This is a genomic window from Pristimantibacillus sp. Z349TD_6 (assembly GCF_056173205.1).
In genome coordinates, this window is record NZ_CM149662.1 from 5,475,758 (window position 1) to 5,500,044 (window position 24,287).

Annotated in this window: 8 protein-coding genes; all 8 read right to left on the minus strand. The window is 46.1% G+C overall.

The window, feature by feature from the left end; genetic code table 11:
• Positions 1–162: 162 nt before the first annotated feature.
• Positions 163–6,363: a glycosyl hydrolase family 95 catalytic domain-containing protein gene (locus tag AC0VYE_RS24035; protein ID WP_475443124.1), complete on the minus strand. Its 6,201-nt coding sequence runs from the start codon at positions 6,361–6,363 to the stop codon at positions 163–165.
• A gap of 118 nt (positions 6,364–6,481) precedes the next feature.
• Entirely contained in the window at positions 6,482–7,498 is a 1,017-nt protein-coding gene (locus AC0VYE_RS24040) for an ABC transporter substrate-binding protein (protein ID WP_076270448.1), read from the minus strand.
• Positions 7,499–7,561: 63 nt separating this feature from the next.
• Positions 7,562–8,557 carry an ABC transporter permease gene (locus AC0VYE_RS24045; protein WP_441909285.1) on the minus strand — a complete coding sequence of 332 codons (996 nt, stop codon included), beginning with the start codon at positions 8,555–8,557 and terminating at the stop codon, positions 7,562–7,564.
• A 25-nt stretch (positions 8,558–8,582) separates the two neighbouring features.
• Positions 8,583–10,091, minus strand: coding sequence for a sugar ABC transporter ATP-binding protein (locus AC0VYE_RS24050; protein ID WP_076270447.1), 1,509 nt, complete (start codon positions 10,089–10,091; stop codon positions 8,583–8,585).
• A gap of 375 nt (positions 10,092–10,466) precedes the next feature.
• Complete coding sequence (locus AC0VYE_RS24055) at positions 10,467–11,453, minus strand: substrate-binding domain-containing protein (protein WP_475443125.1); 987 nt, start codon at positions 11,451–11,453, stop codon at positions 10,467–10,469.
• Positions 11,437–13,227 (minus strand): sensor histidine kinase, encoded by a 1,791-nt coding sequence (locus tag AC0VYE_RS24060; protein ID WP_256711034.1) that lies wholly within the window; start codon positions 13,225–13,227, stop codon positions 11,437–11,439. Before AC0VYE_RS24060 ends, AC0VYE_RS24055 begins: the two co-directional genes overlap by 17 nt.
• 11 nt (positions 13,228–13,238) lie before the next feature.
• Positions 13,239–14,858 carry a response regulator transcription factor gene (locus AC0VYE_RS24065; RefSeq protein ID WP_475443126.1) on the minus strand — a complete coding sequence of 540 codons (1,620 nt, stop codon included), beginning with the start codon at positions 14,856–14,858 and terminating at the stop codon, positions 13,239–13,241.
• Between the two features lie 522 nt (positions 14,859–15,380).
• Positions 15,381–23,615: an immunoglobulin-like domain-containing protein gene (locus tag AC0VYE_RS24070; protein WP_475443127.1), complete on the minus strand. Its 8,235-nt coding sequence runs from the start codon at positions 23,613–23,615 to the stop codon at positions 15,381–15,383.
• Positions 23,616–24,287: the final 672 nt, after the last annotated feature.

Below are 24,287 nucleotides of genomic sequence, written 5' to 3' on the forward strand. Positions count from 1 at the left end.
GCTCAAAGGATTCGTGGTAACCAAGTAGGCATAAACCCAATCATTGATTTTTCCTAACTTTGCTGTGGGCATAATTCACCACATGCGCTCTTGTGATTTCACAAATAAAAAACACGCCCTCTATTGGCGTGTTTTTTATTTGTGCATGGTGATGCACGAACATTATTTGTTGTAAATTCTGTAGAGCAGCACAGCAGTCTCGGCTCTTGATGCATATCCAAGTGGATTAATGGTACTGCCGTTTCCGTTGACGATTCCGTTTTTGACTAGAGTAGCAATGCTTTGCCTTGCATAATCTGCAATATTGTCTTTATCTAAGAACGCATTAACATCAGCAGAGTTTCCGGCAAGCAAAGTCTTGTTGGCGAATGTCATCGCCCTTTCGATAAGAACCATCATATCCTGCCTTGTAATCGTCGCATCCGGATTAAACTTTCCATCGCCCATGCCGGTAGCTATGCCGATCTTCTTGGCTACGGCTACAGCTTCCGCATAATAAGCTACTGGATTCACATCAGAGAAGTTCCCTTCTGTTGTCGCGCTTAAGCCTAAGGCATTGACCAAAAGAAGAATGAAATCCGCTCTTTTAATTGGTGCGTCAGGTGTATATGTGTCAGTCGATGTACCGTTGATGACCCCTTTAGATGCCAAGACTTCCATCGCTTGCTTAGCCCATCCAAAGTTGGCAATATCGGTGAAGCTTTTCTTAACGTAAGCTATTGCAAAATCTCCGAAAAGCGTTGTGGTAAACGTGAAAGTACCTTTGACAGGGTCGTACTTTCCTGTTGGTACAGGGGTGACCTTGCCTGTCTCATCAATACCCCATACAACAATATGTTCGTGATCAGCCAATTCAGCTGACGAAGGCGTATAAGGAATCGATACCGTTACCGGTGCACTTGGATTGCTCCAAGACTTTGTAACACCATCCAGCTTGAGGTCAATTCCGATTACTGGTCTTGTAGATAGATTGGCCTGATCAGCAGCATCCAGTTCACTTGCATCCTTTTTCGTAATCACAATCGAAACGTTATGCGCTCCAGTCGTTTCAATCGTGCCGAGCATAGCTGCAGATACCGTGACAGTTCCGATTGGAGTCGTAATCTCGACTGTGCTAGTCGAATCTCCTGCTTTAAAGGCTGCTATTGGAACCGTAACATTATAGGCATTAGCGCCGTTAACGCTCGGGATCTCAATATACAATTGCTTGGAAGCATCCCTTGCTTTACGGAATGTCTCCGAATCAATGACGGTCGTTGCCGTGCCCGATGAATCTATCGAAGGTACAGGAGCCTTGATATGATTCGGTTTAGTTGTGACTGGAGGTGGCACCGATCCTCCATCGCCGCTTCCACTATCACCACCGCTTCCTGAACCCGAGGTAGTGGTTACGGATGTCGATGGTCCGTCAGTACTCCAGTTATTCTCTGCATCGCCCGCTTCAACCTTGAACGTATAGGTCGTGCTCGCAGATAATCCAGCCACGTCATAACTATTAATATTTCCTTGCAACGTAGCCAAAAGTTCCGTTCCGTTATACACTTTGTAACTTGTCACTGCAACATTGTCTTCTGCATTAGTCCAGTTTAGTGTGACCTCTTTGGAGCCTACGTTTGTTGCCTTGAGCGAGCTGCCTGCAGGCCATACTGGTGCAGTTGTATCACTAGGCGTTGTTTCGTCCGGTAACGTTGTAATTACGGCGACCGGTCCATCTATGCTCCAGTTATTGTCTGCATCGCCTGCTTCGACCTTAAACGTATAGGTCGTGCTCGGCGATAGCCCATTAAAGGAATAACTATATACGCTTCCTGTTACCGTGCTCATGAGGTCTGTTCCATTATATACTCGATAACCCGCTACTTCATTATCGCCAGCTGCCGGTGTCCACGTCAGTGTCAGCTCGGTACTGCCTACATGAGATGCAGTAAGCGTGCTTCCCGCAGGCCAGCTCGGCTGCACTTGTACGGGATTAGCCTCCAACTCAATAGGCAGCACTAGGTCAGTATCCACGCTAAAGCCAGCGCTTTGCGAAATGAAGCCAACCTTGCTCACGGTATACGTATACGCTCCTCCTTCCGGCAATCGGAAGGCTTTGCCATCGCCTGCCGAGCTGTACAAGTATCCTTCGGAATCCTCCACCGTAATGACAGCGTCAGCGGGCAAGACATCGAACGAAATGTCACGGTAAACCGTATAGTCGTCATTTGCCTGTAATACATTTAAAGTCGCATAGGATAAGTTAAACCCAGTTTGCGGCCAGAACAAATAAACATCTTTTACCCCGTTAGTCTTCGCAATTTCTGAGGTAAATACCTCTTTAAGCTGCTCCCAACCGTCTGTCGTTCCACTAATATTCAGCGTCGCGACTGTCACAGCTTCATTCACTGTCCCTACATCCGGTTCGGCGATGCGAACTTGGATTTCTCTCGTGGCGGTAGACGGTGAAGCATATCCGATCATGACATTTTGAATGCCATCCTTTAAATCTACTTTGTTGAACTTCAACCAGCCGTTGGAACCAAGGAATTGAACCCAATCGTTATTGAAAGTCATTTTTCCGTTAGAGCCGCTTCCGCCGGATTCCGCATTTCGATCAATCCCTCTGAGCTTGAGGGGCTGAATGACGCCAGAGACTAGTCGTACTGGAAGTTGCTTCGTCCATTGCGGCTCTTTGGAAGATGTAGCACTAACTACGATATCCTGCGTACTTGCACCTTCTTTAACTGACAGCTTGCCACCGCTGCTAATCTTCACTCCCGAATAGTTCCCGTTTAAACTCCATATCACGTTACTGCTGCCCGTTTCGGTCGAACCGTCACTATAGGAGATTGATGCAACATAGCTCACATCCGTTCTTCCTGTTGCTGGCAGGCCAACCAAAGTACTTCCCAAAATGTTTATCCCCGCGATTGCGGCGTTATCCTTGCTTGTGAAAAATTGCAAAGACTTCAGATTGCTAGGACGTGTAAAAGAAAGATACAGATCATGCGTACCGCTTACCGTATAAGGCAAGCTGGCGGATAACGTTTTGTATATCCCCATGTCACCGGTGTTGTCTGAAAGTATGCTCACGATGACCGGGGAGGTAGGGCTGTCCAGCCTCAGTTCAATGTTGCCCAAATCCTCAGGGACCTTCTTGTTCGAGCTGACCTGAAGGTGAACCTTGTTTGCTCCTTCATTGCCGAATTGAACATTTTTAAACATGGCATAATCTCCGGCAGCTGCCTCTTGCAGCGCTGTAGAGCTCTTGTTTATTCTGCCGTAAAGGATATCCGCATCGACCGCATTCATGATGACGTAAGGATTATGCGAAGCTGCAGCATCTTGAATGTCACTAATCACATATGTATCACCCTGCTGAGCTGAGATAACAATCGTATTGTCATCTATAATGCTAAAATCGACTGGAGTATTGCCATTCATGACGGTAGCCGTGCTGATGTTAGCCCCTTTGATCGTGATCGGCCCGTTCGTACCCGGCTTCAGAACCGCTGATGTGAGGCTGGCCTGATCCCATGCCATGTCAATTTCTACATTCCCTCTAGCTTTCAAACCCGACACGCTGCCCGTACTCCATTTCGAAGGAAGCGCCGGCAATAGCTCAATCGCCCCTCCTTGGCTTTGCAGCAACATCTCGGTCATCCCAGCTGTTGCACCGAAGTTGCCGTCAATCTGAAACGGCGGATGAGTATCGAATAAGTTGCTAAGCGTAGATTCATATAATATCTCCTTAACCAGCTTCTGTGCGCGATCGCCATCACGCAGACGCGACCAGAAGTTAATCTTCCATGCTTTGCTCCAACCCGTACCTCCATCTCCCCGAGTATTCAAGGTAACTTTCATCGCATCAACATATTTGTCTTCTTCTTCGCTTCGTCCTGCTACAATTTGCGAACCTGGGTGAAGCCCATACAGGTGGTTCGTATGACGGTGGCCGTTGTCTCCTGTAAGGTCCATATTCACTTCGTCCTTCCACTCCATGAACTGCCCGCCAAGACCAATTTTAGGACCTGCAAGTTTGGACTGTGCCTTCATAATTTCATCCAATTCCTTGCTATCCATGTTCAAGACTTCACTAGCTTTAATGACTTCCTCAAATATTCCCCAAACGACCGCTTGGACCTCAGTCGCACCCAAAGAATAAGGACCGTGCTCTGGAGAGTAAGAGGGGTTCGCAACTAATGTGCCATCGCGCGTGTCCTCCCACAGGTTGTCTACCCAAAACAAAGCAGCTTCCAGCATAATGCTGTAATTATCGCGAAGAAATGCTTCGTCCATCGTAAATTGATAGCGCTCCCATATATTCTGGGCAAGCCATGCTCCATCTTCAGGTGAGAAAAATGCTCCGCTTACCGCAGGTGCGGTATTTCCCCAAATATTGTTCTCGTGATGCGTCGTCCATCCTCTTACCGGATCGCCTGCGGGTGTGACATAGCCATGCTGAGCGCTAATTCTTCCTCTAGGCACTAAGCTCTGAATATATTCGATCAGAGGAACATGGGTTTCTGATAGATTCGTTTGCTCCGCAAGCCAGTAATTCATTTGCAAGTTAATATTGACGTGATAGTCTGCACTCCACGGCGGATTGGTTCCAGCAGCCCATACACCCTGCAAATTGGCAGGCAAAGAGCCCTCTCTTGAAGATGAAATTAATAGATATCTGCCAAACTGATAGTATAGCTGCTCCAAATATCGGTCTTCCAAAGGCTGATTGGTTCTTGCATATCCTGCTAACAGCTCATCCGTAGGCTTGTTAGGGAACGGTGCATTCATCAAGTTGAGATCAACCCGGTCAAATAAATTTTTGTAATCGTTAACATGCCTCTCATATAGCTGGTCATAGCCTTTCTGTGCAGCTGCTTGCAGTCTATCACTAACTGCGGTGAGCGGATTCACTCCTGTAAAATAATCAAATGAATCGTCCATGGATTGCTGATAGTTGGTGCCAGAGGTCATCAGAATTAAGATCGAATCCGCGTCTTGTACCAAGATTCCATTATTTTCTGCAACCATAGTTCCGCCGGAAGGAATTACCTTCATTTGCATAGCAAAATGCAGCGTGTTGTCAAAGTCATTAGCCGCATTGGCCTTATTATGGTCGGCTGGCCAGCCCGTCATCGTAATCGTGTCTCCTAGTGAAGAGATCGTCTTGCTAGTCTGTGCCGATGTCACGCTGACGAACTGATTGAATTTACCTTTGTCCGTAGAGCTGAGACGAATCGCCATCACATTATCGGGATAATTGACAAGGTATTCTCTTTTTATTCCTGCACCGCCCTGATTGTAGGACACACTTGCAACAGCGTTGTTAAAATCGAGCTCACGCTTATAATTGGTAGGATGATTATCCTGCGGAAGAGTGCTTTCGTCGAAAATGATTTTTAATTCCGACATTTGCAGAGCTTGATTGGTTCCATACAAAGAAGTGATGTTCAGCTTAAAAAATTTGTACGAGCCGGGCACGTCTAATTCAAATTGCTTAGTTTGTTTCCGTCCTGCCAGATCAAAATCGCTTACAGTATCGATTATCGAATAACTCACTCCATCATTGGAGGCTGAGATTGTCCAGCTTTTCGGATCTCTCGGCTGAGAATCGTTGCCCGTTGTAATGGAATAGGACTTCGTCGTCATGTTCTTATCATATTCCCATTCAATCACATATTCCTTAGCTCCTTGGTGACCATCGGCAAAATATTTGGTGTCCGTATTATTATCGAATAATTTATCTACCTTCTCACCAGCGTTTTTTGTGTTGTCTTGGGCAGTAAAAAACTTTGTAATGGCCGGTCTTAGGGATTTTACATCCTGCAGCCATATGGAGCCCAATTCCTGATAGGATCCAAAATTTTTCTTCGTCCCGATCAGTCCGCCCGTCTCTGTAGATTCGACTCCATTGATTAATTTTTTAATCGAATCACTGTTGCTATAGTCACGGGCAATCACTTTGCCATTCTCATCCTTATAAGCAGGGGTTCCTGATGAAAACTGTGTCATCAAATCCTGTAGTTCGGTTCTCGCTTGCTGCAGAAGAGCATGCTTCTGTTCAGCAGTGTCTTTATGCCCGCCGTTATAATCAGGGTTGGCGCCAGGGCCGCCAGACCAAAGGGTCTTTTCATTAATTAAAATTTGATCCTTATCGACGCCTCCAAAAACCATCGCTCCCATATAACCATTCCCGAGCGGAAGCGCTTCGGATTCCCAGTTCGTTGCCGCTTTGGTATACCAAGACTTAAGCGGCACCGGATCTGTGATTGGATTCGCCACTGGGCTCGCAGGATCCGCGTAAGAAGAAACAGGCAAGTAAGTGAAGCTTGTCACGGTCAATACGATGGCAAGAGTAGAACTAACAAGCCTTTTTCGCATAGAGCTTCCTCCTCAATTTCCGTTATTTTAATAGAATAAAATGATCGGGACTGTCGCTGAAGGATGAGCTCCTTTACGTACAGCCCCAATATGGCTATGAAATGATTGGCTTATCTATTTATTCGTAAAGAACGGCTTTAACCTCTTCGTTATCGATGTTGGTTTTGTCGTACCATACGAAACCGCTGTCGATAGCGGGTTCAACCGTTTCGCCTTTGGCAGCCGCAACTGCGGCTTTTACCGTTTCATAGCCGATGCCAACCGGATTTTGGGAGATAGCGCCAGCCATCGTGCCATTCTTGATCGCATCGATCTGTGCTTTACCGGAATCATAACCGATAACTGTCACTTTACCGACCGCTTTTGCTTCCATTACTGCATTAATTACTCCAATGGCGGAACCTTCATTTGTACCGAAGAAGCCCTTGAGTTTCGGGTACGCTTGCATAATCGCCTTTGCCGCATCGGTCGATTTGAGATGATCTCCCCCGCCGTACTGAATATCTACAATTTTAATATTTGGGTATTTTTCCTCGATACGCTTCTTGAAGCCATCGCGACGATCGATGCCCGTGCGGCTCGTTTGGTCATGGGCAATAATCGCAATCTCGCCTTCACCGCCGATTAATTCCGCCATTTTATCTGCTGCAACACCAGCAGCAACCGCATTATCCGTTGCTACTGTACTAAGCGGAATGTCACTGTCCACGCCGGAGTCGAATGCAATAACAGGAATGCCGGCGTCTTTAGCCTTCTTGAGCAGCGGGATCGAAGCTTGGCTGTCCAGTGCAGCGAAACCAATTGCGCTAGGCTTTTTATCCAATGCCACTTGCAGCATTTCAAGCTGTTTGTCGACTTGGGATTCAGACTCTGGGCCTTCGAAAGTGATATCCACGTTCAGCTCTGCTGCTGCCTTCTCTGCACCGATCTTAACCGCTTGCCAGAATTGATGCTGAAATCCCTTGGAAATAACCGGAACATACATTTTCTCCGTGTTCGCAGGCGCTTCAGAGCTCGGTTTTTTAGTTGACTCTGGTGCATTCGTAGGTGTATTGCTGCCTCCGTTCGAGCTGCAAGCGCTCATGAATACTACGAGTACCAAAGCTGCCATCATCCATACTTTTCTCATGTTCATATCCCCTTCATCATGAATTATATTTGCATTTATATATAACCTCCGGAGGAGGCTATATCGCTGTTAAGCCTTGCGACGACGCAAAATATCCGCATATACCGCGAGTAATATAACAAAACCAACCACGACCGTCTGCCACTCTTGAGGAACCGACATGATGCGTAAACCGTTCGTCAATACGCTCATAATGAGTGCGCCGATTACGGTTCCCAAGATCGTTCCCTTGCCGCCGCTTAATGAGGTACCGCCGATAATTACCGCTGCTATCGCTTCCAGCTCGTAACCCGCGCCGAGTGAAGGATGCGCCGTGTTTAACCTTGATGCCATCAGAATGCCGGCAATTCCCGTAAACACGCCGGTAATCGTATAAATCACGATTTTCCAATTTCGCACGTTAATGCCGGATAGACGCGTCGCCTCTTCATTGCTGCCGATTGCGAAGTTGTAACGGCCAACAATCGTTCGGGACAATAAGATGCTCCCGAGGATGGCTACGATGAAAAAAATAAGGACAGCGTTCGGAATATCGAAGCCTGGAATAAGGTCACCTAATACCGACCCTAATGATATTTCCATAAAAACTTCATTGTCGGTAAAATAGATCGGCTTAGCTCCAGAGATAACTAATGCTAACCCTTTGGCAATCATCATCATCGCGAGCGTGGCGATAAATGGCGGAATTCCTAGTCTAGCAATCGTAAAGCCTGATAAAAATCCGCATAACGCCCCGGTCAGCAAACCGCCGATAATACCAATTGGAATAGGCAGCCCCCAGATCGTAATGAAGACGCCAGTCATGACTGCGGACAGCGTCATGACCGTACCAACCGAAAGATCAATGCCGCCCGTAATAATGACGAACGTCGAGCCTAACGCCAGTACGCCAATAACCGCGGTGGAGAGCAAAATGCCAATGAGATTGGAAAAATGAAAGAAATTATCCGACGCGATAGAAAAAAAGATAACGAGCAAAATCAAACTTCCAAATACTAAGAGCTGCTGCAGCCCTGACTTAATCGCAAAATGCGATTTCTGCTCAACCACTGTTGTTTTATTCATGCTTCTCTTCCTTTCCCTCCCGACGTTATCCGATTCGATCTGTTGCATAAGTCATGATCTGCTCCTGGGTTGCGAGATGATCATTCATAAGCTCCCCGGTAATTCTTCCTTCGCACATCACGATGATACGATGACTAAGCCTTAAAATTTCTGGCAGTTCCGAGCTGATCATAATGATCGATTTGCCTGCAGCCGCCAAGTTCTCAAGAAGCTTATAAATCTCGCTTTTGGCTCCGATATCGATCCCCCGAGTCGGCTCATCGAAGATTAGGATGTCGCAGTCCCTCGTTAACCACTTCCCAATGATGACCTTCTGCTGGTTCCCGCCGGATAGAAATTTCAGCTTCTGTTTTATGCTTGGCGTTTTTACCTTAAGCTCCTCAACGATTTGAGTCGAAATCTCATTCATGCGTTTTTCGTTCATCCAAAAACCAGCCCTTGTGAAACGACCAGCCGTTGCCAACGTGGCATTCGTTGAAACATCCATTTCCAGCAGGCACCCAAAGTGCTTCCTATCCTCGCTCAAATACCCAATGCCATGCTTCACGGCCTGATGGGGCCCGTTAATCCGTACCTTGCGGCCATGCACGTGGATCTCACCGGAATCGAGCGGATCAGCACCGAAGATTGCCCGGGCAACCTCCGTTCTTCCTGCGCCGACTAATCCGGCTACGCCAAGTATTTCGCCCTTGCGCAGCGTGAAGCTTACGTTGTGAAGAACATTTCTACGGTTTAGATTACGTACCTCAAGCATGCTTTCGCTCGATTCGTCCTTTAACCGGTTCGTCTTATCCGATTGATAGAGCTCTCGGCCTACCATCATCGAAATAATTTTATCGATGCTTGTATCGGCGGTCGCAACCGTATCAATGTAGCTTCCGTCTCGCATAACCGTGATGCGATCGGTAATTCGTTTCAGCTCCGCCATACGGTGGGAGATGTATACAATGCCTACCCCTTTAGCTCGCAGCTGGACGATAATCTTAAACAATTCCTCAATTTCCGCATCACTAAGCGCGGCTGTCGGTTCGTCCATAATTAACACTTGAGAGTCGTAGGAAATGGCTTTAATGATTTCAACCATTTGCTGCTTGGCGACCGTCAGCTTCGATACAAGCGTGGTAGGATCGATATCCAGATTCATTTGTCTGAGCAAAATGGTGGTTTGTCGATTCATCTCTTTCTCGTCCAGAAACAGTTTTATCGCTTTCCGCGGCTCTTTGCCGATAAAAATGTTTTGCGCGACGGTTAGATCGGCTGCGAGATTCATCTCCTGATGAATCATGCTGATTCCCTTTTTTTGAGCGGCTCTTGTATCCGGAATACGTACTTCCTCGCCCTGATAGAGAATGCGTCCCTCGTCCATCTGATACACGCCTGTCAACACCTTCATCATGGTCGATTTCCCGGCGCCGTTCTCCCCAACAAGTGCGTGTACTTCGCCAGGCCGCAGGTCGAACTTACAATCCTTTAAGGCATGGACCCCGGCAAAGCTTTTCACGATTCCTTCCATTTGCACTAGACTCTCACTCATCGTTTCATCTCCTCTCTCCATATTCATGTTGTTACCGATAACTTTACACGGTTCATTCCGCCACTTACATGTGATTTCTTCTTGTAAGAGTCGAATAATTTTGGGGATTCAACCCATTAGATGAAACTAAACAATTTGTTTTGGACGCTACGCGAGCAGATCATTCTTACGATCGCTGTTGCAGCCAGATTCTTGGATTTGATTAGACATTTAAAGGTTAGAATCCGGCCGCAAAGGCGAACACTTCGTTTCTTCAGAACAATCTTCTCGCTTCGCTTAAACTACTAGTTCAACCTATTTAGTCGTTAACAACAAAAAAGCAGAGCAGGCTTACGCCTACTCTGCCAATCTTCCATTATTCTGAGCTTCGTTCATCTATTCATTTCCAACAAACGGGAACAACAGCTTCTGATTCTCCTCTTCATACATATTTTGTTTCGTTATAAGCAGTGAGCCCGTATCGATAAGCTTCGCAGCCTTCTTGCCCTTAACAACCTCCATGGCCGTTTTAATGCTGAGATAGCCCATTTGAAAAGGCCTTTGAAGCACCGTAGCATTCATGACGCCTTCATCCAAAAGCTTAATCTCGTTGAAAGAACTATCGAATCCAATCAGCTGCACTTTCCCCTTTAATCCCAGTTCCTGAATGGCTCTTCCCGCTCCAACCGTAGTCGGCTCGTTGAGACCGATAATGCCGAACACATCGTTATGCTGCTGCAGCATTTCCATAGCCAGCAAATAGGAATTTTGCTCGGAGCCCTCGCCATTGTACGTACCTAGCATTTCGATTCCGGGATAATTTTCTAAAACTTCATGAACGCCCTTTTCCCTGTCGATATGAGAAGCAGCGCTTTTGACATAGCTTATAATCGCTATTTTAGCCTTATCTTTGATCAAGCTTTTCATCGCTTCGCCCGCTTCTCTGCCAGCACTGACGTTGTCCGTCGTTACGATGCTATCGGCTGCATCTGACTTGATTCCCGAATCGACGATAATAAGCTTAATTCCGTTCTTCTTTATTTTCTCTGCGACGGGGACGAGTCTCTCGTAATCGGTCGCAGCCAATACGATTGCATCTGGCTTATTTAATATCGCTTTCTCCACAAGGGCAATTTGTTCATCAACGTCCGTTTCCGACTTTGTCCCCCATACCTGAACGTTTACATTAAACTCTTGGGCAGCTTCATGCACGCCGTCAATTAATACCTGCCAGAATTCTACCGATGTATCGATTGTTTTCAAGATGACCGTAACCTCTATCTTCTTTTTCGCAGATAATCCGTTATGCCCATATACAAAAACGGCCACAGCGATGAGAAGGAGTGCAACGGCGGTTGTTACCCACTTATGACTTCCTGCCATGTCTCTCGTCCTCCAAAACTTGGCGTAATTTGGGAATACGGATATAGACGGTTGTTCCCTCTCCTAGCACGCTCTGGTAGGTTAATCCGTATTGCGCCCCGTAATAAAGCTTAAGCCGTTCCTGAACATTTTGCACGCCGACTCCTCTTCCGCCCTCCGTAACGGAAGCTGGAAGATGAAGCGACTTTAATTTCTCCTCCTCCATCCCATTCCCGTTATCTTCAACAATCAGAATAATGTCCGTGTCCGTTTCTTCGCAAGCAACCCGGATGAAACCAGGTCCCTGCTTCATCTTAATGCCATGATAGATCGCATTTTCAATAAGCGGCTGCATAATGATTTTGATGACCCGATATTCCTGAATCGATTCGGATATTTCGATATGATAATCCAGCTTATTTTTATACCGCATTTTCTGAATCATTAAATAGTTTGTAATATGCTCAATTTCAGTTTTAATCGAAACCAGTTCCTCACCCTTGCTGATCGACGAGCGGAAAAGCTTGGCAAGCGCCGAAGTCATTAACACAACTTCCCTAGACTTATTGCTCTCGGCCATCCATACTATGGAATCAAGCGTGTTATAAAGAAAATGAGGGTTGATTTGGGCTTGAAGGGCGCTAATCTCACTCTTGCGTTTTTGTTCCTGATCGAGTACCGTTTGCTGCATCAGCTCTTTAATTTTACCGACCATCATATTAAACGCTCTTGCAAGCCTCTGGATTTCTACCGTTTTGTGACCGGGGACATGGATATCGAAATTCCCCTTTTCCACTTCCTTCATATAGCCCTGCAAGCGTTTGATCGGTTGGCTCACGCGTTGAGATAAGAATAATGAAATAATAATTCCGATAATAATACAGATGATTCCCAAAACAATAATAGACAGCAGCACATTACTCTGATTTTCAGCTAATTCGCTTACGTAGGAGACACCGACAATTTTCCAGCCAAACTCAGAATCCTGAACCGTGTACATTCGGCTTTCGCTGCCTTGATTGCTTATGAACGTTCCGTTTCTGATTTCCAGCACTTTATCGATCATCTCTGTTTTCAAATTACTATAAATCAATTGCTGCTGGGGATGATAAACGATTTTCCCATCCGAATCGATGATGAATAAATATCCTCTTTGGCCTAGTCGAATATCCTTAAACATGTCATTCATAACGCTGAAATTCAAATCGACCAAAAAAACGCCCAGCTTCTTGTTCCCGTCCTTACTGACCAGTTCCCGGCTCAAGGATACGACCCAAGGATACATGTCTTTAAAAATAGGCTGCACGTGCGAAGAGGAAATGACGCTTTGCCCGCCCATGCTTTTAGCGTTCCTATACCAATTCATACTTGTAATATCGACGTTTGGATTTAGCTCGAGCTCTTTGCGGCCGGACACGAACTGTCCGCCATAACCGAAAATGTTCGCTGAGCTAATATCCGTTCGGGATACCAGCATCCCACCTAACATTTCGGAGATCGCTTCCTTGTAATCCTTCTCTTCCTTTAAACTATTAAAGGAAGCTGAGGATAAATAAGCTTGAACTGCATAATTGCCAGCTACAAGATCAGACATATACTTCATGCCGTTAATGTAGGATTTAATATTGTTATTTACCTGTTTCACCAGCTCCGTAGTATACGTCTGCGCTGTGGAATTAACGGAATCCTTAGTTAAGTAAAAGGAAGTAACGCTCATCATAATGCTTGTCATAATGATGAGCGCGACCGAGGCAAGCACCATATTCGTCTGAATACTCGGCAATCGCGAAAACATTCTCACTCGTATCACACTAACCCTTTTATTTTTTTATGGCGATAATCCGTTGGGGTTTCTCCCGTATGCTTCTTAAATGCACCGCTAAAATAATGAGGATCGCTGTAGCCAACGGCATATGCGATCTCATAGCTCTTTAAAGCTGACACAATTAATAATTCCTTCGCTTTCTCCATACGCAGATGGGTTACAAATTCCACGAACGTTTTACCATTGGTTTGCTTGAATATGGTGCTGAAGTAACTTGAGCTCATCGATACGTGATAACACACCGACTTTAATGATAGCTTCGGGTCCATATAATGCAGCTTGATGTACTCTATCGCCTTTGCGACTTGGAACACGCATTGATGCTCCCGCATGCTTTTGATTGATCCGACTACTTTCGCGCATTGCTCCTTCAGCCACGCTTCAACTTCACCCATCGACGCAAACTTAGTCATTTCATTCATTGGAGCTTGGTTTGCTCCGAACACTTGTGCACTGTCAATGCCCATGACATAGAGCGTGTGCATAATCGTCAATACAATCCGTTGCAGATACATGTGGCAAATATCAAATGGAAAAGCATGTTCGCGGAACATGATGAAGATTTGCCTAATCCATTCATCCATCTCTTCCGGTGATCCGGTTTTCAGTTTCGTGACCAGTTCACTTTCCCAATCAATGAGCGACAACAACTCCGGCCGCTTACGCTGCTCCATATCCCATATGCATATAATTTGATTGGTACCGATGACAAAACGATAATCAAGCGCTGACAAAGCAGATTGATTTAAACGCTGCACTTTGTCCGTTAAGCTGCATACATGTCCGATACCTATAGAAAGCTTAACAGGCAAATAATCGGTTATCGTACTGTGAATTTCTTCAGCCACCTGCGTCGATAGATCATGCAGTTCATCCCTCTGATGACCAGAAATGATGACATGCACACGATTTTCCCGATCTCTAAAAATAAGTGTCCCGGAACGGTCAGCTATAATTTCCTGGGCAATGTTATAAACAGCAAAACGAATAAGTTCCTCGTCGGACAACGTCTTAGGCTGGCTCCATACGAACTCGTCTACTTCTATGGCCAGCTCAATCACGAAGGAGCCGTCCCACTCAATATCAAAATAGCTAAAGTTCTCATTCTTTTGTTTTTCTGTCATTGGCGAAGTCGCAAATCGTTCCAAAAAACGCTCTTTCAACAAAGGCTGGCTCTCCCTCAATTGACGCTTCAACTGCTCGAAATCTTGCATTTGATTTCTTTCGCTGTCAAGCTCAGAACGAAGCTTACAAATGACCTGCTCAAGTTCCGCTGCCGTAACCGGTTTTAAAATATAGTCGACAGCTTGCAATTTCAAAGCCTGCTGGGCAAAATCGAAATCATCGTAGCCTGTAAAAATAATGACCTTCACTTTCGGGAAATTAGCAGAAAGCTCGCGCGTCAGCTCAATGCCGTTCATGAACGGCATTCCAATATCGGTCAACACGACATCCGGCGTATGACGGTTAATGAAATCTAGCGCTTCCTTGCCGTCCTCGCAGCTGCCTATACATTCGAAACCTAGCCTCTCCCAATCCATTTGATCTTCTATCGCTTCTCGAACCAGCGCCTCATCGTCGACAATCAACAACTTGTACATAAGATCCCCGCCTTGTTATCTAAGGTACTTTGCATGTTTACAACAACGATCCATGATGTTAACAGGAATTGAAAGCGCAATCATATTGTTTGGGTCAAAATACTTGAAACCGGGCATGTGGTCTATGAAGCATTCTCTTAGCTGTAGATTGAATTTAAATAGAGGGATTGATTTTATACGAATTCCTTTCATCGTATAAGAGGAATTTGGCAATGTAAATGTAAATATATTCGGAGTTAGTCGAATTTTCTCTTTTTATAAACGTATGACAAATCCAAGGTTACGCGCTATTCATACATTTTGGTCGCTGTGCTTAAACTTCATTTCTTTTGTTCCATTTAATCATAATTAAATGGTTTCTTCATTCATCCTAATCTCCGATTTATAACTTCAGCAACTGCAGACCAAACCCTCTTTTTGAAAGGCAAATAAAAAGGATGTCAGCCTTGGCTAATCGCCGCTGACATCCTCACTGATTAAGACTCTACGATCCGCTGGCAATAATTATGCTGACTGATCTTTTTAATTCTCATCCAGCTCCAAAATACGGAGCAGAATTGTAATTACTTCCGCTCTGGTAGCCACGGCATTGAAGTCAAACTTGCCGCCTTCCTTGCCCTGCATAATCCCTTTTGCAGCTACTGCGCCAATCGCGCCCTTTGCCCACTCTGGCAATTTAGCATTGTCAGTAAAGTTTGCTGCTTTGTCCTTTTGGTCTTCCAGCTTCAACGAGCGAGCAATCATAACCGCGAGCTCAGCGCGCGTCAAACCGCTATTTGGACGCAGCGTTCCATCCGCATAGCCGCTTAAAATCCCCGCTGATACAGCCTGCTCAAGCGCTTCCTTTGCCCATGGAGCAATGTCAGCTTCATCATTAAAGGCATGCTGCTTTCCATCACTTTGTACAGTCAATGCACGGGATAACATCACTGCAAATTCCGCACGGGTTACCGACGCATTTGGCTTGAAGGTTTGATCCTTGTAGCCAACTACAAAACCTTTAGTCACTGCTTTACGAATCGCAGCTTCTGCCCAGTGTCCGGCAATATCCTTCAATTCAATCTGGTTCTCTTGATTTCCGCCGGTGTTGCCTCCGTTATTGCCGCCATTGTTACTACCGTTGTTGCCTCCGTTGTTGCCGCCATTGTTACCGCCGTTGTTGGTGTCAGGCGTTGTATCAACTATTGTAATCGTCAACACCTGCGGCTGGCCTGCGCTAAACTCAAACGTTAGCTTCGCAGTACCTTTTTGTAATTTCGCCAAGTAAGCCGTCGTAAACGTGATCTGATCACTATTCACAACATAATCAGTTCCAGTCTGCAGCTGTGTACTGCCGTTCTTTATAGCTGTCAGTGTATTCCCTTTAAGCTCCAGCTTTATTGCAATTTCTTGCTGCTTGCTAGGGTTCAGATCAAATTCAGCAGCAGCTTTGCTGATTTCGCTATCCTGAACGATAGGTTTGATTTTGTTAAGAAGATTCGTCTTAACTTCGCCGTCTGCCATAATCGTAACAAAGTTGCGAGCTATAGCGTTATCGGCAGCTGATCCAGACGCGAGAGCCTTTGAAACGGCAGCACTTGCCGATGCTTCAAGCATTTCATTGTATTTCCCTGCGCCTAACAGAAATACATCTGTAAATGAACTTGAATTTTTTAATTGTCCACTTTCAACTTCAAAGGTGGATCTGGTGCTGTCTGATTCACGCGAGCTGTCAGATTCATTGAGCATGATTGATATTCCGATTCTTCCGTTCGTAAGCTCCGATGCAGGATTATTATGAACGGTATTAAACGGAATCTTTAAATCGTAAATCGTCGTTTTCGTATCTTCATCTCTCGTAATTTTTGCTGCGATATCAGTTATCGGAGCAGTCGGTGCATTGGCGCCTGTGGGACGAGTCCAAGCCCATATTACATCTTTGTTGTCATTGGTGAGCGCGAACCCCAATTCATTCCGCGTAGTACTGTTGGTTGCGGGATTGCGTAAATCAATGCCTAACTGCAAATTATCCTCTCTCCATATATTTCCTCCAGTTTGGCTATTGAAGTGCACGTCGTCTGTAACGACAATGTATGCGTATAAATTGCTGTCGTCCCATGCGAAATGCGATCCAACGCTGAGGTCTTGCGGACCTTCCCACGTCCCTGAAGTGACATAATCTTTGGTGTCCATTACAAATGCCGGCGTTGCAGCACTCTTTGCCGGATTTTCTGCGACTGCAGAACTTACCTTTTCAGCGTATGCTGCGTCAAATTTTGCCGTATAAGTGTATGCTTTTCCGTCATCGAGTTGAAGCTTGAATGTGATCAGACCTGCAGCATAATACGGTAAATCTACGGTTACGGATTCGCCTGCCGCAAGCGCGTTAAATGTAATGGGAGTGAAATCTTTAGCATAAGCAGCCGGGGAAACAATTGTTAATGTTCCGGGTGCAGAGGCTCTTCCTCCGACATTATACTTAACGTTGAATTGTTGTTTATCTCCGTTTTTGGTTAGGTTAAATACAAACGGTTCCGCCAATAAATCCGAGCCGTAAATGCCGTACGGATTGTCTGCTGGAGTACTGTTTCTCAAACCGGACGCGTAAAAATTGTTGCTAAGTTCTACCGATGTGCCGCTCTCGCGCAGCATGGCATACACATTATTATTCTGGCCGTTCTTGGATGGCTGGAAGTAAGAAGTGTATACATGCGCCTTACCGCCGTGGACATCAATACCCGGATTGTTGCCGGGCAGCTGAGTAAAGTTTGCTTGCTGTAAGCGAACGACACCGTTATTTACGATCGCTCCCGCTACGGTCGGGCTTCCCCAGAACGCGCTGTTGTACAGGACAAGTTCAGCGTCTTGGTGGATTTTCGCGGTATTAGCTGCATCTCCCATTCTGACATACGCTCTATTCGGCTCCGTCGTGATGTTCGTATTCACCAATTCTGAGTTGATCGCGATTATTTTGGTGTGTTCGTCAGCGTCTTCCACATAGAGTGCGTATGTGGTTCCATCCGAACCGTGACCAATCATCGTCATTTTTCCAGGGTATGCGAATTCTCCGTTCCCCAGGTCTCTTTTCAGGAAGTGTATGCCGTATACCGAACCAAAAACGAAATTGTTGAAAATCGTCTGGTCCTCCACATCAGCGAATTTGAGCGCACTCATGTATCTTTGTACGAATCCGTACAAATCGCCGGTAGGGGCCGAATATCCTTGGCCTCCCGGAAGTCTCAAAGCGTAATGCGGATTGAATTGCATATTTCTAATAAATCCGCCTTCCGCGCCTCCTCCGACCCAAATGCCTGCTCTGAGGAGCGTGCCTCCTAAATAGTCTACATAGTGACCATCTGTTTTGTAGGAAGCCAGATCTATTCCTTTATCCCCTATTGGGATCGTTAAGTTGATTGCATATACGCCTGCGCCTTGTCCCTGTACCAAAAACGGAGTTTTTAGCGTTAGGTTAGGGTTGTCGAGATTGACGCTGGTTATATTCGTTTGCGCAATGTTAAGTCCTCTGAGTCCTGCGTTTGCCTTAAGCTGTATGAGGGAATTACCGTTTTCTCCCTCAGCCCCGCCGGTGTACGCAGTAAAGATCGCCGTGCCGCCGCCTTGAGTATGGTGCTGCACGTCCCATGTTCCTCTGAGTTCAACACCCTCGGGAACGATGACGGGATTATTCAGTCTATATCTTCCACCAGGTAAATAGATCGTGCCGCCGCCGTGATTAGCTTTAATATAGTCGAGAGCTTCCTGCAATTTTGCAGAAATATCCACGTTCGGTGCGTTGCCGGTTAACGAGCGTGGGAAGTCAAGTCTAAGCACTGCGCTTGATGTCGGTCTCGGATGTACGTCAATATCTGTTTTTACGTCCTTCGGAATAGGTTCAAATAGATAATCAACATCATTAACGATTTGTACCGCGGTGTTATTACCGTCAGCCTTAACGTCAAGTTCAAGGTTATCGATGTGAGCGGCAAGGTCAGCGCTCTCGATGTTAAGGTTATAACCTGAATTTACCGATTTGAATGTTCCGAAGTTTGCTCCAAAATGTGCATGTTTGTCTGCCTGTTTGAAATTGCTCTGACTGACTAATGCGCTTCCTCGGCCCAGGAAGTTCAGCGCATAATTGTCATATTCATCGAACGTGCTATCCTCAAAGGATATAACTCCGCCTCTGGCGTTGCTTACAATCGGACCTTTAAATGCAACTCCGTTGAATTGAACAGAAGTGTCGAAACGTTCGTTGAAATATACTGCTGTGTCGCCTCCGAATTCCGAGTTCGAGAGCAGCAGACCGAAACCGTTAACGTTGTCAATGTATATACCCGTTTGACTGTCTTCGATTTTCAATCCGTAGAACTGTGCGTTCGGTGCTTCGTCGCCGCCAGGTTCTCTTCCGATCCACATCCCCGTCTTATACCCGGAAATATTTAATCCCGAGACATATTCCCAATCTGATCGGTGCATCATGAATCCGGTAGCGTTCGCTCTTGTGTACGCTCTCGCATCCGCAAGAGACGGTGCGCCGTCAAGACCTGAATTTGCCCAGTATTTCGGATCAATGTCAACGTTCTCGATACGTCCGATATCTGTACAGGTGTGAACCACGATGCCCTTGTAGAGAGCCGTCATATTGCTGTTCACAACATAATGCATTTCGCTCGGCAAGGAAATGAATCCTCCCCACGCGTTTACAAGAGTAACGTTATCAAGCGTCACGCTGTTTCCGGTTCTCTGATAGAACGTCCACGGATACGGAATTCCTTTTATATCCTCAAATTCCCCTGTCTTCTGACCATCTGCGTTCCTCTTTTCAACAGTGGTAGTAGCATTTATATCTTGATTCGGATACCATACGGAAAGGTTCGTTACACCTGTGCCTTGTTCCATGTCTATGAATCTATCGGACACGTTAGCTACTTTTTTGCCGCCAGTCTGATTTTCTCTCTCGTCAGAGTCAACATACGTGTCATAATTGGCGGAGTTATGTCCGGCATAGACCGCGAGAATGGTTCCACCAATTTTACCATCGTAATCGTCCGCATCCGGATTATCCCATTCGCCACGGAGCTGTACGCCTGCCCGCAAATTTAAAACCTGTTTATATTCGTAGGTTGTACTGCCTGTCGTGCTTTGAACGCTTATTGTGCCGGTAGTTTCCGTGTAGAACGCAAAGGTTCCCGCCGGAATATAGACTACGCCGCCGCCGTCATTATAAGCCGCATCAATCGCCGCCTGGAAAGCCTCTCTGTTATCGAAATCAACTAAGCCTTCCGCTTCTGCCATCTCTGCTGTTTTCGCACCGAAAGCGAGTACGTTAAAGTCCGATATCGCCCAATCTTTCGCGTCGTGTTCCTGAACGATTGCCGCTCTCATGTGTTTTGCGTAATCATATCGATCCGGAACTGTGAGCACAAAAGTTTTAGTCTGGGTTACAGGAGCGGCTACCGGACCTCTTTTTACCGTCGCCGTGAGCGTTACCTCGCCTCCGCCGTCCGGACGGTTTGTCGGTATCACGCCTGCAGTGGTTATAAGGGTAGCAGCGGATGTCGTCCATGTAATATCCGTCATATTTTCACCCATGGACGGGAGAACTAAGTTCGTCGTCACATTTGTCTCAGAAGCATTCACGCCTTTGATTAAATTCCATGTCAGTTTATTCAACATATCGTTTACCGCTTCCTCGTCGGTTCCGGTCCCTGTTCCGCGAACGACGATATTAAATGTTTTAACAACGGGTGTTGCCGTTCCTTTGCTTACTGTCGCCGTGAGTGTTACGGATGTGTTCATTCCTTGACGAACTACTGCGCCGGTGTTGCTGTTGATCACCGTGTTATTGGTAGATGCCCACACAATGTTCGTACTCGCTGAACCCGCCTTAGCAAGATTCAAATTGGTTTCAACCAGATCCTGTCTGGTATTCGTACCCTTGATCGCGTCCCAAGTCAGCGCGTCCGAAACAAGTTTTACCGCTTCTTCATCCGTTGGAGGAATTTCGGTTATTCGTATGCTCTGTATGATTGCTCCGGCTGCACCGATCCGGAAGTGCGCACCTTGATTTTGTGCTCCTATCGCAAAATTAGCTCCGTTAAGCACACCCTTTGAAGTCACCCAAGTGTTTCCGCTTCCTGTCGCCGGAAGGCTCGCTGATCTATACGCTTCAAATCCAGAGAAGCTGCCGGGATATATAGTGTTATACTGCAACGAAATACCGCCCGCGGCGCTCGGTCTCCAGTAGGTGACCGCTAATTCGACCTTGTTTGCTTGCTTAAGCTTAAGGTCGTCTACAATGACGTACATAAAGTTGCCGATCTTCACAGCGTTTACGCCGCTTTGAGTGACTACATCCACTGCGGTACCGCCGTCTCCAATAAGGCTGATGCCTATGCCTTTGCCTTGTAGTCCTTTGTACGGTCCGGCCGGATCTCCACCGTCGCCGAAACCGCTTCCAATGGTATCAACGGCATCAAATGATTCAGGCTCGTTGAAGTCAATGAACACTTCAGCAAGTTCGTTAGACGTACTGGCTACTGTCAAATTGAAAGTTTTATGAACAGGTGCTGCATTGCCTTTTGTTATTTTCGCCGTAAGGGTTACGGCTTTTCCTACGTCAGGGTCGCGAGTTACACTGCCAGTTGCGGTATTTATGATACCAGCAGGTTCAGCCGACCATTCTATAGCCGTATCGTTCGCACCCGTTGTCTTAAGAGTCAACCCCGTTCTTACTTCGGATTGAATAACATTCGAATTCCTAATCGTGTCCCATGTCAGCTTATTTGCTGCGTCCGATATTGCTTGATTGTCGTCAAGATGCTCCACTTTAACTCTTGTATGCGTTCCTGCGAAAGGATATTGCGTATTTTGAGCCGTGCGTGCGAATGTATAATAGATGTTGCCTGTTGGTTTTGTAAATGCCGCAGTATAAACGCCTGTACCCAGAGTACCCGTCGTCCAATCGCCGACCGCAGGAGCGTTACCAGTGGTGTTGATTGCAAACTGCACAGCCTGACCGTTTGTTGGCGCTGCTGAAGATAACGTAACGTTGCCCGTTGTCTCAACAGCTGTAGGAATAGGTTTCGGCGAATCCACGGTATTCTGAAAACGCGGGTTCTTGATATAGATGTCGCCTTGGGGCACGGATGACCATTGCATTTGCAATCTCCCCGCCTGTACCGTGTCCAAATTAACGGGATTGAAACCATTCGGAGAATTGGCTGCTGATAATTGCGCATAAACCGTAATCCATTCATTAACCTTTCCGTTTTTGATTTCGTTAACATTAAGGTTAAGACGCGAATTGGTGTCAAGATTGTTACCGCCACTTGCCATGGCGATCCAGTTATTTCCATTGAGCTTTAAAAGGTCCGAATGTGTAACATACATATCAAAAACAAAATATTGATTCGCATAAGCTGATAAATCCTGATTGCCGCTGCTGCTAACAAAGCGGGCATCCCAAAGCCGTTCAACGCCAGCGCCTATTTTTCCAGCACCCAACTTAACCGCGTTATTTCCGTCCGGCGCATTAGCGCTGCTCGTTCCCTCTTCTATATTAGGAAAATACGTCGCAGCCCGGGCGTTAACCTCCGCCGGCACAGCTCTCACCGTCAGGGTAAACGTTTGTGTAGCACTTGCATTACCCTTGGTTATTGTCGCCGTGAGTACGACGGTTTTGTCTACTTCCCTATTCAATAAACGATTTACGCCTCCGGTACTGCTTATTGCCGCATTGTCCGAAGCCCATGCTACGTTAGTTGTCCCTATTGTTGTCGGAAGACTGAGTTGTGATTTTACATCGTTATTCGAAGTATTACTGCCTTTAATCGCATCCCATGTCAGAGACGCCGCCGCCTCATTTACCAATGTTTGTTCGTCAATAGACGTTACAGTAATTCTTGAAGATGCGCCGATGAAGTTGTAACTGTTGTCTGCTTTCGCCCGCGCAAATACATAATAGGTCTGCGCTGAAGGCAATGTCGCAAATTGATGAGAATAAACATTATCGTTTTTGCTTCCATCCACCCAGCCGGCTGCGGGAGCGATCCCATCTTCGCTTATTGCGAATTCCACAGCTTGCCCGCTAGCCGGTGCGTTCGCAGTTACTGTTTTTGTTGCTACATCAAGTGCGGGAGCCGTTGACGGTGAAACCGGAACGCCTAACGTACTTTTCTGGAAACGAGGGTTTTTTATGAAAACGTCAGTGCTAGGGACACTCGTATCCCATTGCAGATGCATGGCCAGTCTGGTTACTTTGTCTAACCACGCGTCATTAAAATTCCCGGCTACGGCACTTGACGAAGATAACTTCGTATAGACCGTCGCCCATGTGCCCACTGTAGCATTTGTGACTCCGCTCAAATCAAGCTGGAGACGAGAATCGGCGTTGAACTTATCCGCAGCGGGATTACTGTCGCTTACGATGACGAGCCAGTTATTGCCTAGCATATTTTTAAAGCTCGCATTTGGAATATACATCTCGAAAACGAAGTATCCGTCTTTATAAGCGGATACATCTTTTAGAGGCGCCACGCTCGGCGTGAAGAGGTTATCCCAAGGCCCCCCGCCCTTTGAGGTTCCGGTGTTTAAACTCCACGCTTTCTGTCCGTCCGGCGCATCGGCGTTTGTCGCCGTATTACCATCTGCACCTGCATTTACGGTCAAAAGAGATACGTCATCTCCCCATGCCGCGCTGACTGCCATAAGCGGAGAAAACAAAGTAAATAGCATCGCTGTCACAAGTAATGATGCTAATAATCGTCTTTTTTTCATTCTCAAATTTCCTCCATATATCCTATTTTTAGGTTTTGAAGAGATCCCATAACTCTTTAAAACTTCTTCACTTAAATACTAAATTCAAAACTTTCTATGATTTTATGTAGTGCACAAAAAAAGTGATCCTTTACACCCGATATGAACCCCTCATGTATGGCCTGACAACACTTTCCCGCTTTTATGCTAGCTGCCGCATCACCTCTACTATTCCATATGTCCAGTCTTGTAAATGCGCCCCCGTCCACAATTGACCCGATGTTAGCGTTTTCACGAGCTCAAAAAAATAACAAGATTCAAAGAGCGATAAGCGTACGTGCAAATAACGTAATCTCACTACTTCTTTTAACCTTGTAATAAGTTCCATGAACACGATTTGTATATTGGGGACTTATCTTATCATACGAGTGTTGCAATAAAGTTCCAATGAGGTAGTCTTATCCTTTACGGGGGCAATATTAATTTAAGTAGATTGAATTCAATCTTGATTCCAATCCTAAATTTCAATTCCTCCAGTAATCTTCTGAAGCAAGTAGGCTTCACCAAAAAAACCACTTCAGATGAAGTGGTTTGAATTAATTGTTTGGAGGAGCCTAGGGGGATTCTCACCCCTGACCTCATCGATGCTAATGATGTGATCTCCCGTATGAGGATATTACGCTACCCCAAGTT

What these genes read in the sequence shown, in the direction of transcription:
- AC0VYE_RS24035 (WP_475443124.1), bottom strand. Translation starts at nt 6,363, where the DNA reads ATGCGAAAAAGGCTTGTTAGTTCTACTCTTGCCATCGTATTGACCGTG.
- AC0VYE_RS24040 (WP_076270448.1), bottom strand. Translation starts at nt 7,498, where the DNA reads ATGAACATGAGAAAAGTATGGATGATGGCAGCTTTGGTACTCGTAGTA.
- AC0VYE_RS24045 (WP_441909285.1), bottom strand. Translation starts at nt 8,557, where the DNA reads ATGAATAAAACAACAGTGGTTGAGCAGAAATCGCATTTTGCGATTAAG.
- AC0VYE_RS24050 (WP_076270447.1), bottom strand. Translation starts at nt 10,091, where the DNA reads ATGAGTGAGAGTCTAGTGCAAATGGAAGGAATCGTGAAAAGCTTTGCC.
- AC0VYE_RS24055 (WP_475443125.1), bottom strand. Translation starts at nt 11,453, where the DNA reads ATGGCAGGAAGTCATAAGTGGGTAACAACCGCCGTTGCACTCCTTCTC.
- AC0VYE_RS24060 (WP_256711034.1), bottom strand. Translation starts at nt 13,227, where the DNA reads ATGTTTTCGCGATTGCCGAGTATTCAGACGAATATGGTGCTTGCCTCG.
- AC0VYE_RS24065 (WP_475443126.1), bottom strand. Translation starts at nt 14,858, where the DNA reads ATGTACAAGTTGTTGATTGTCGACGATGAGGCGCTGGTTCGAGAAGCG.
- AC0VYE_RS24070 (WP_475443127.1), bottom strand. Translation starts at nt 23,615, where the DNA reads ATGAAAAAAAGACGATTATTAGCATCATTACTTGTGACAGCGATGCTA.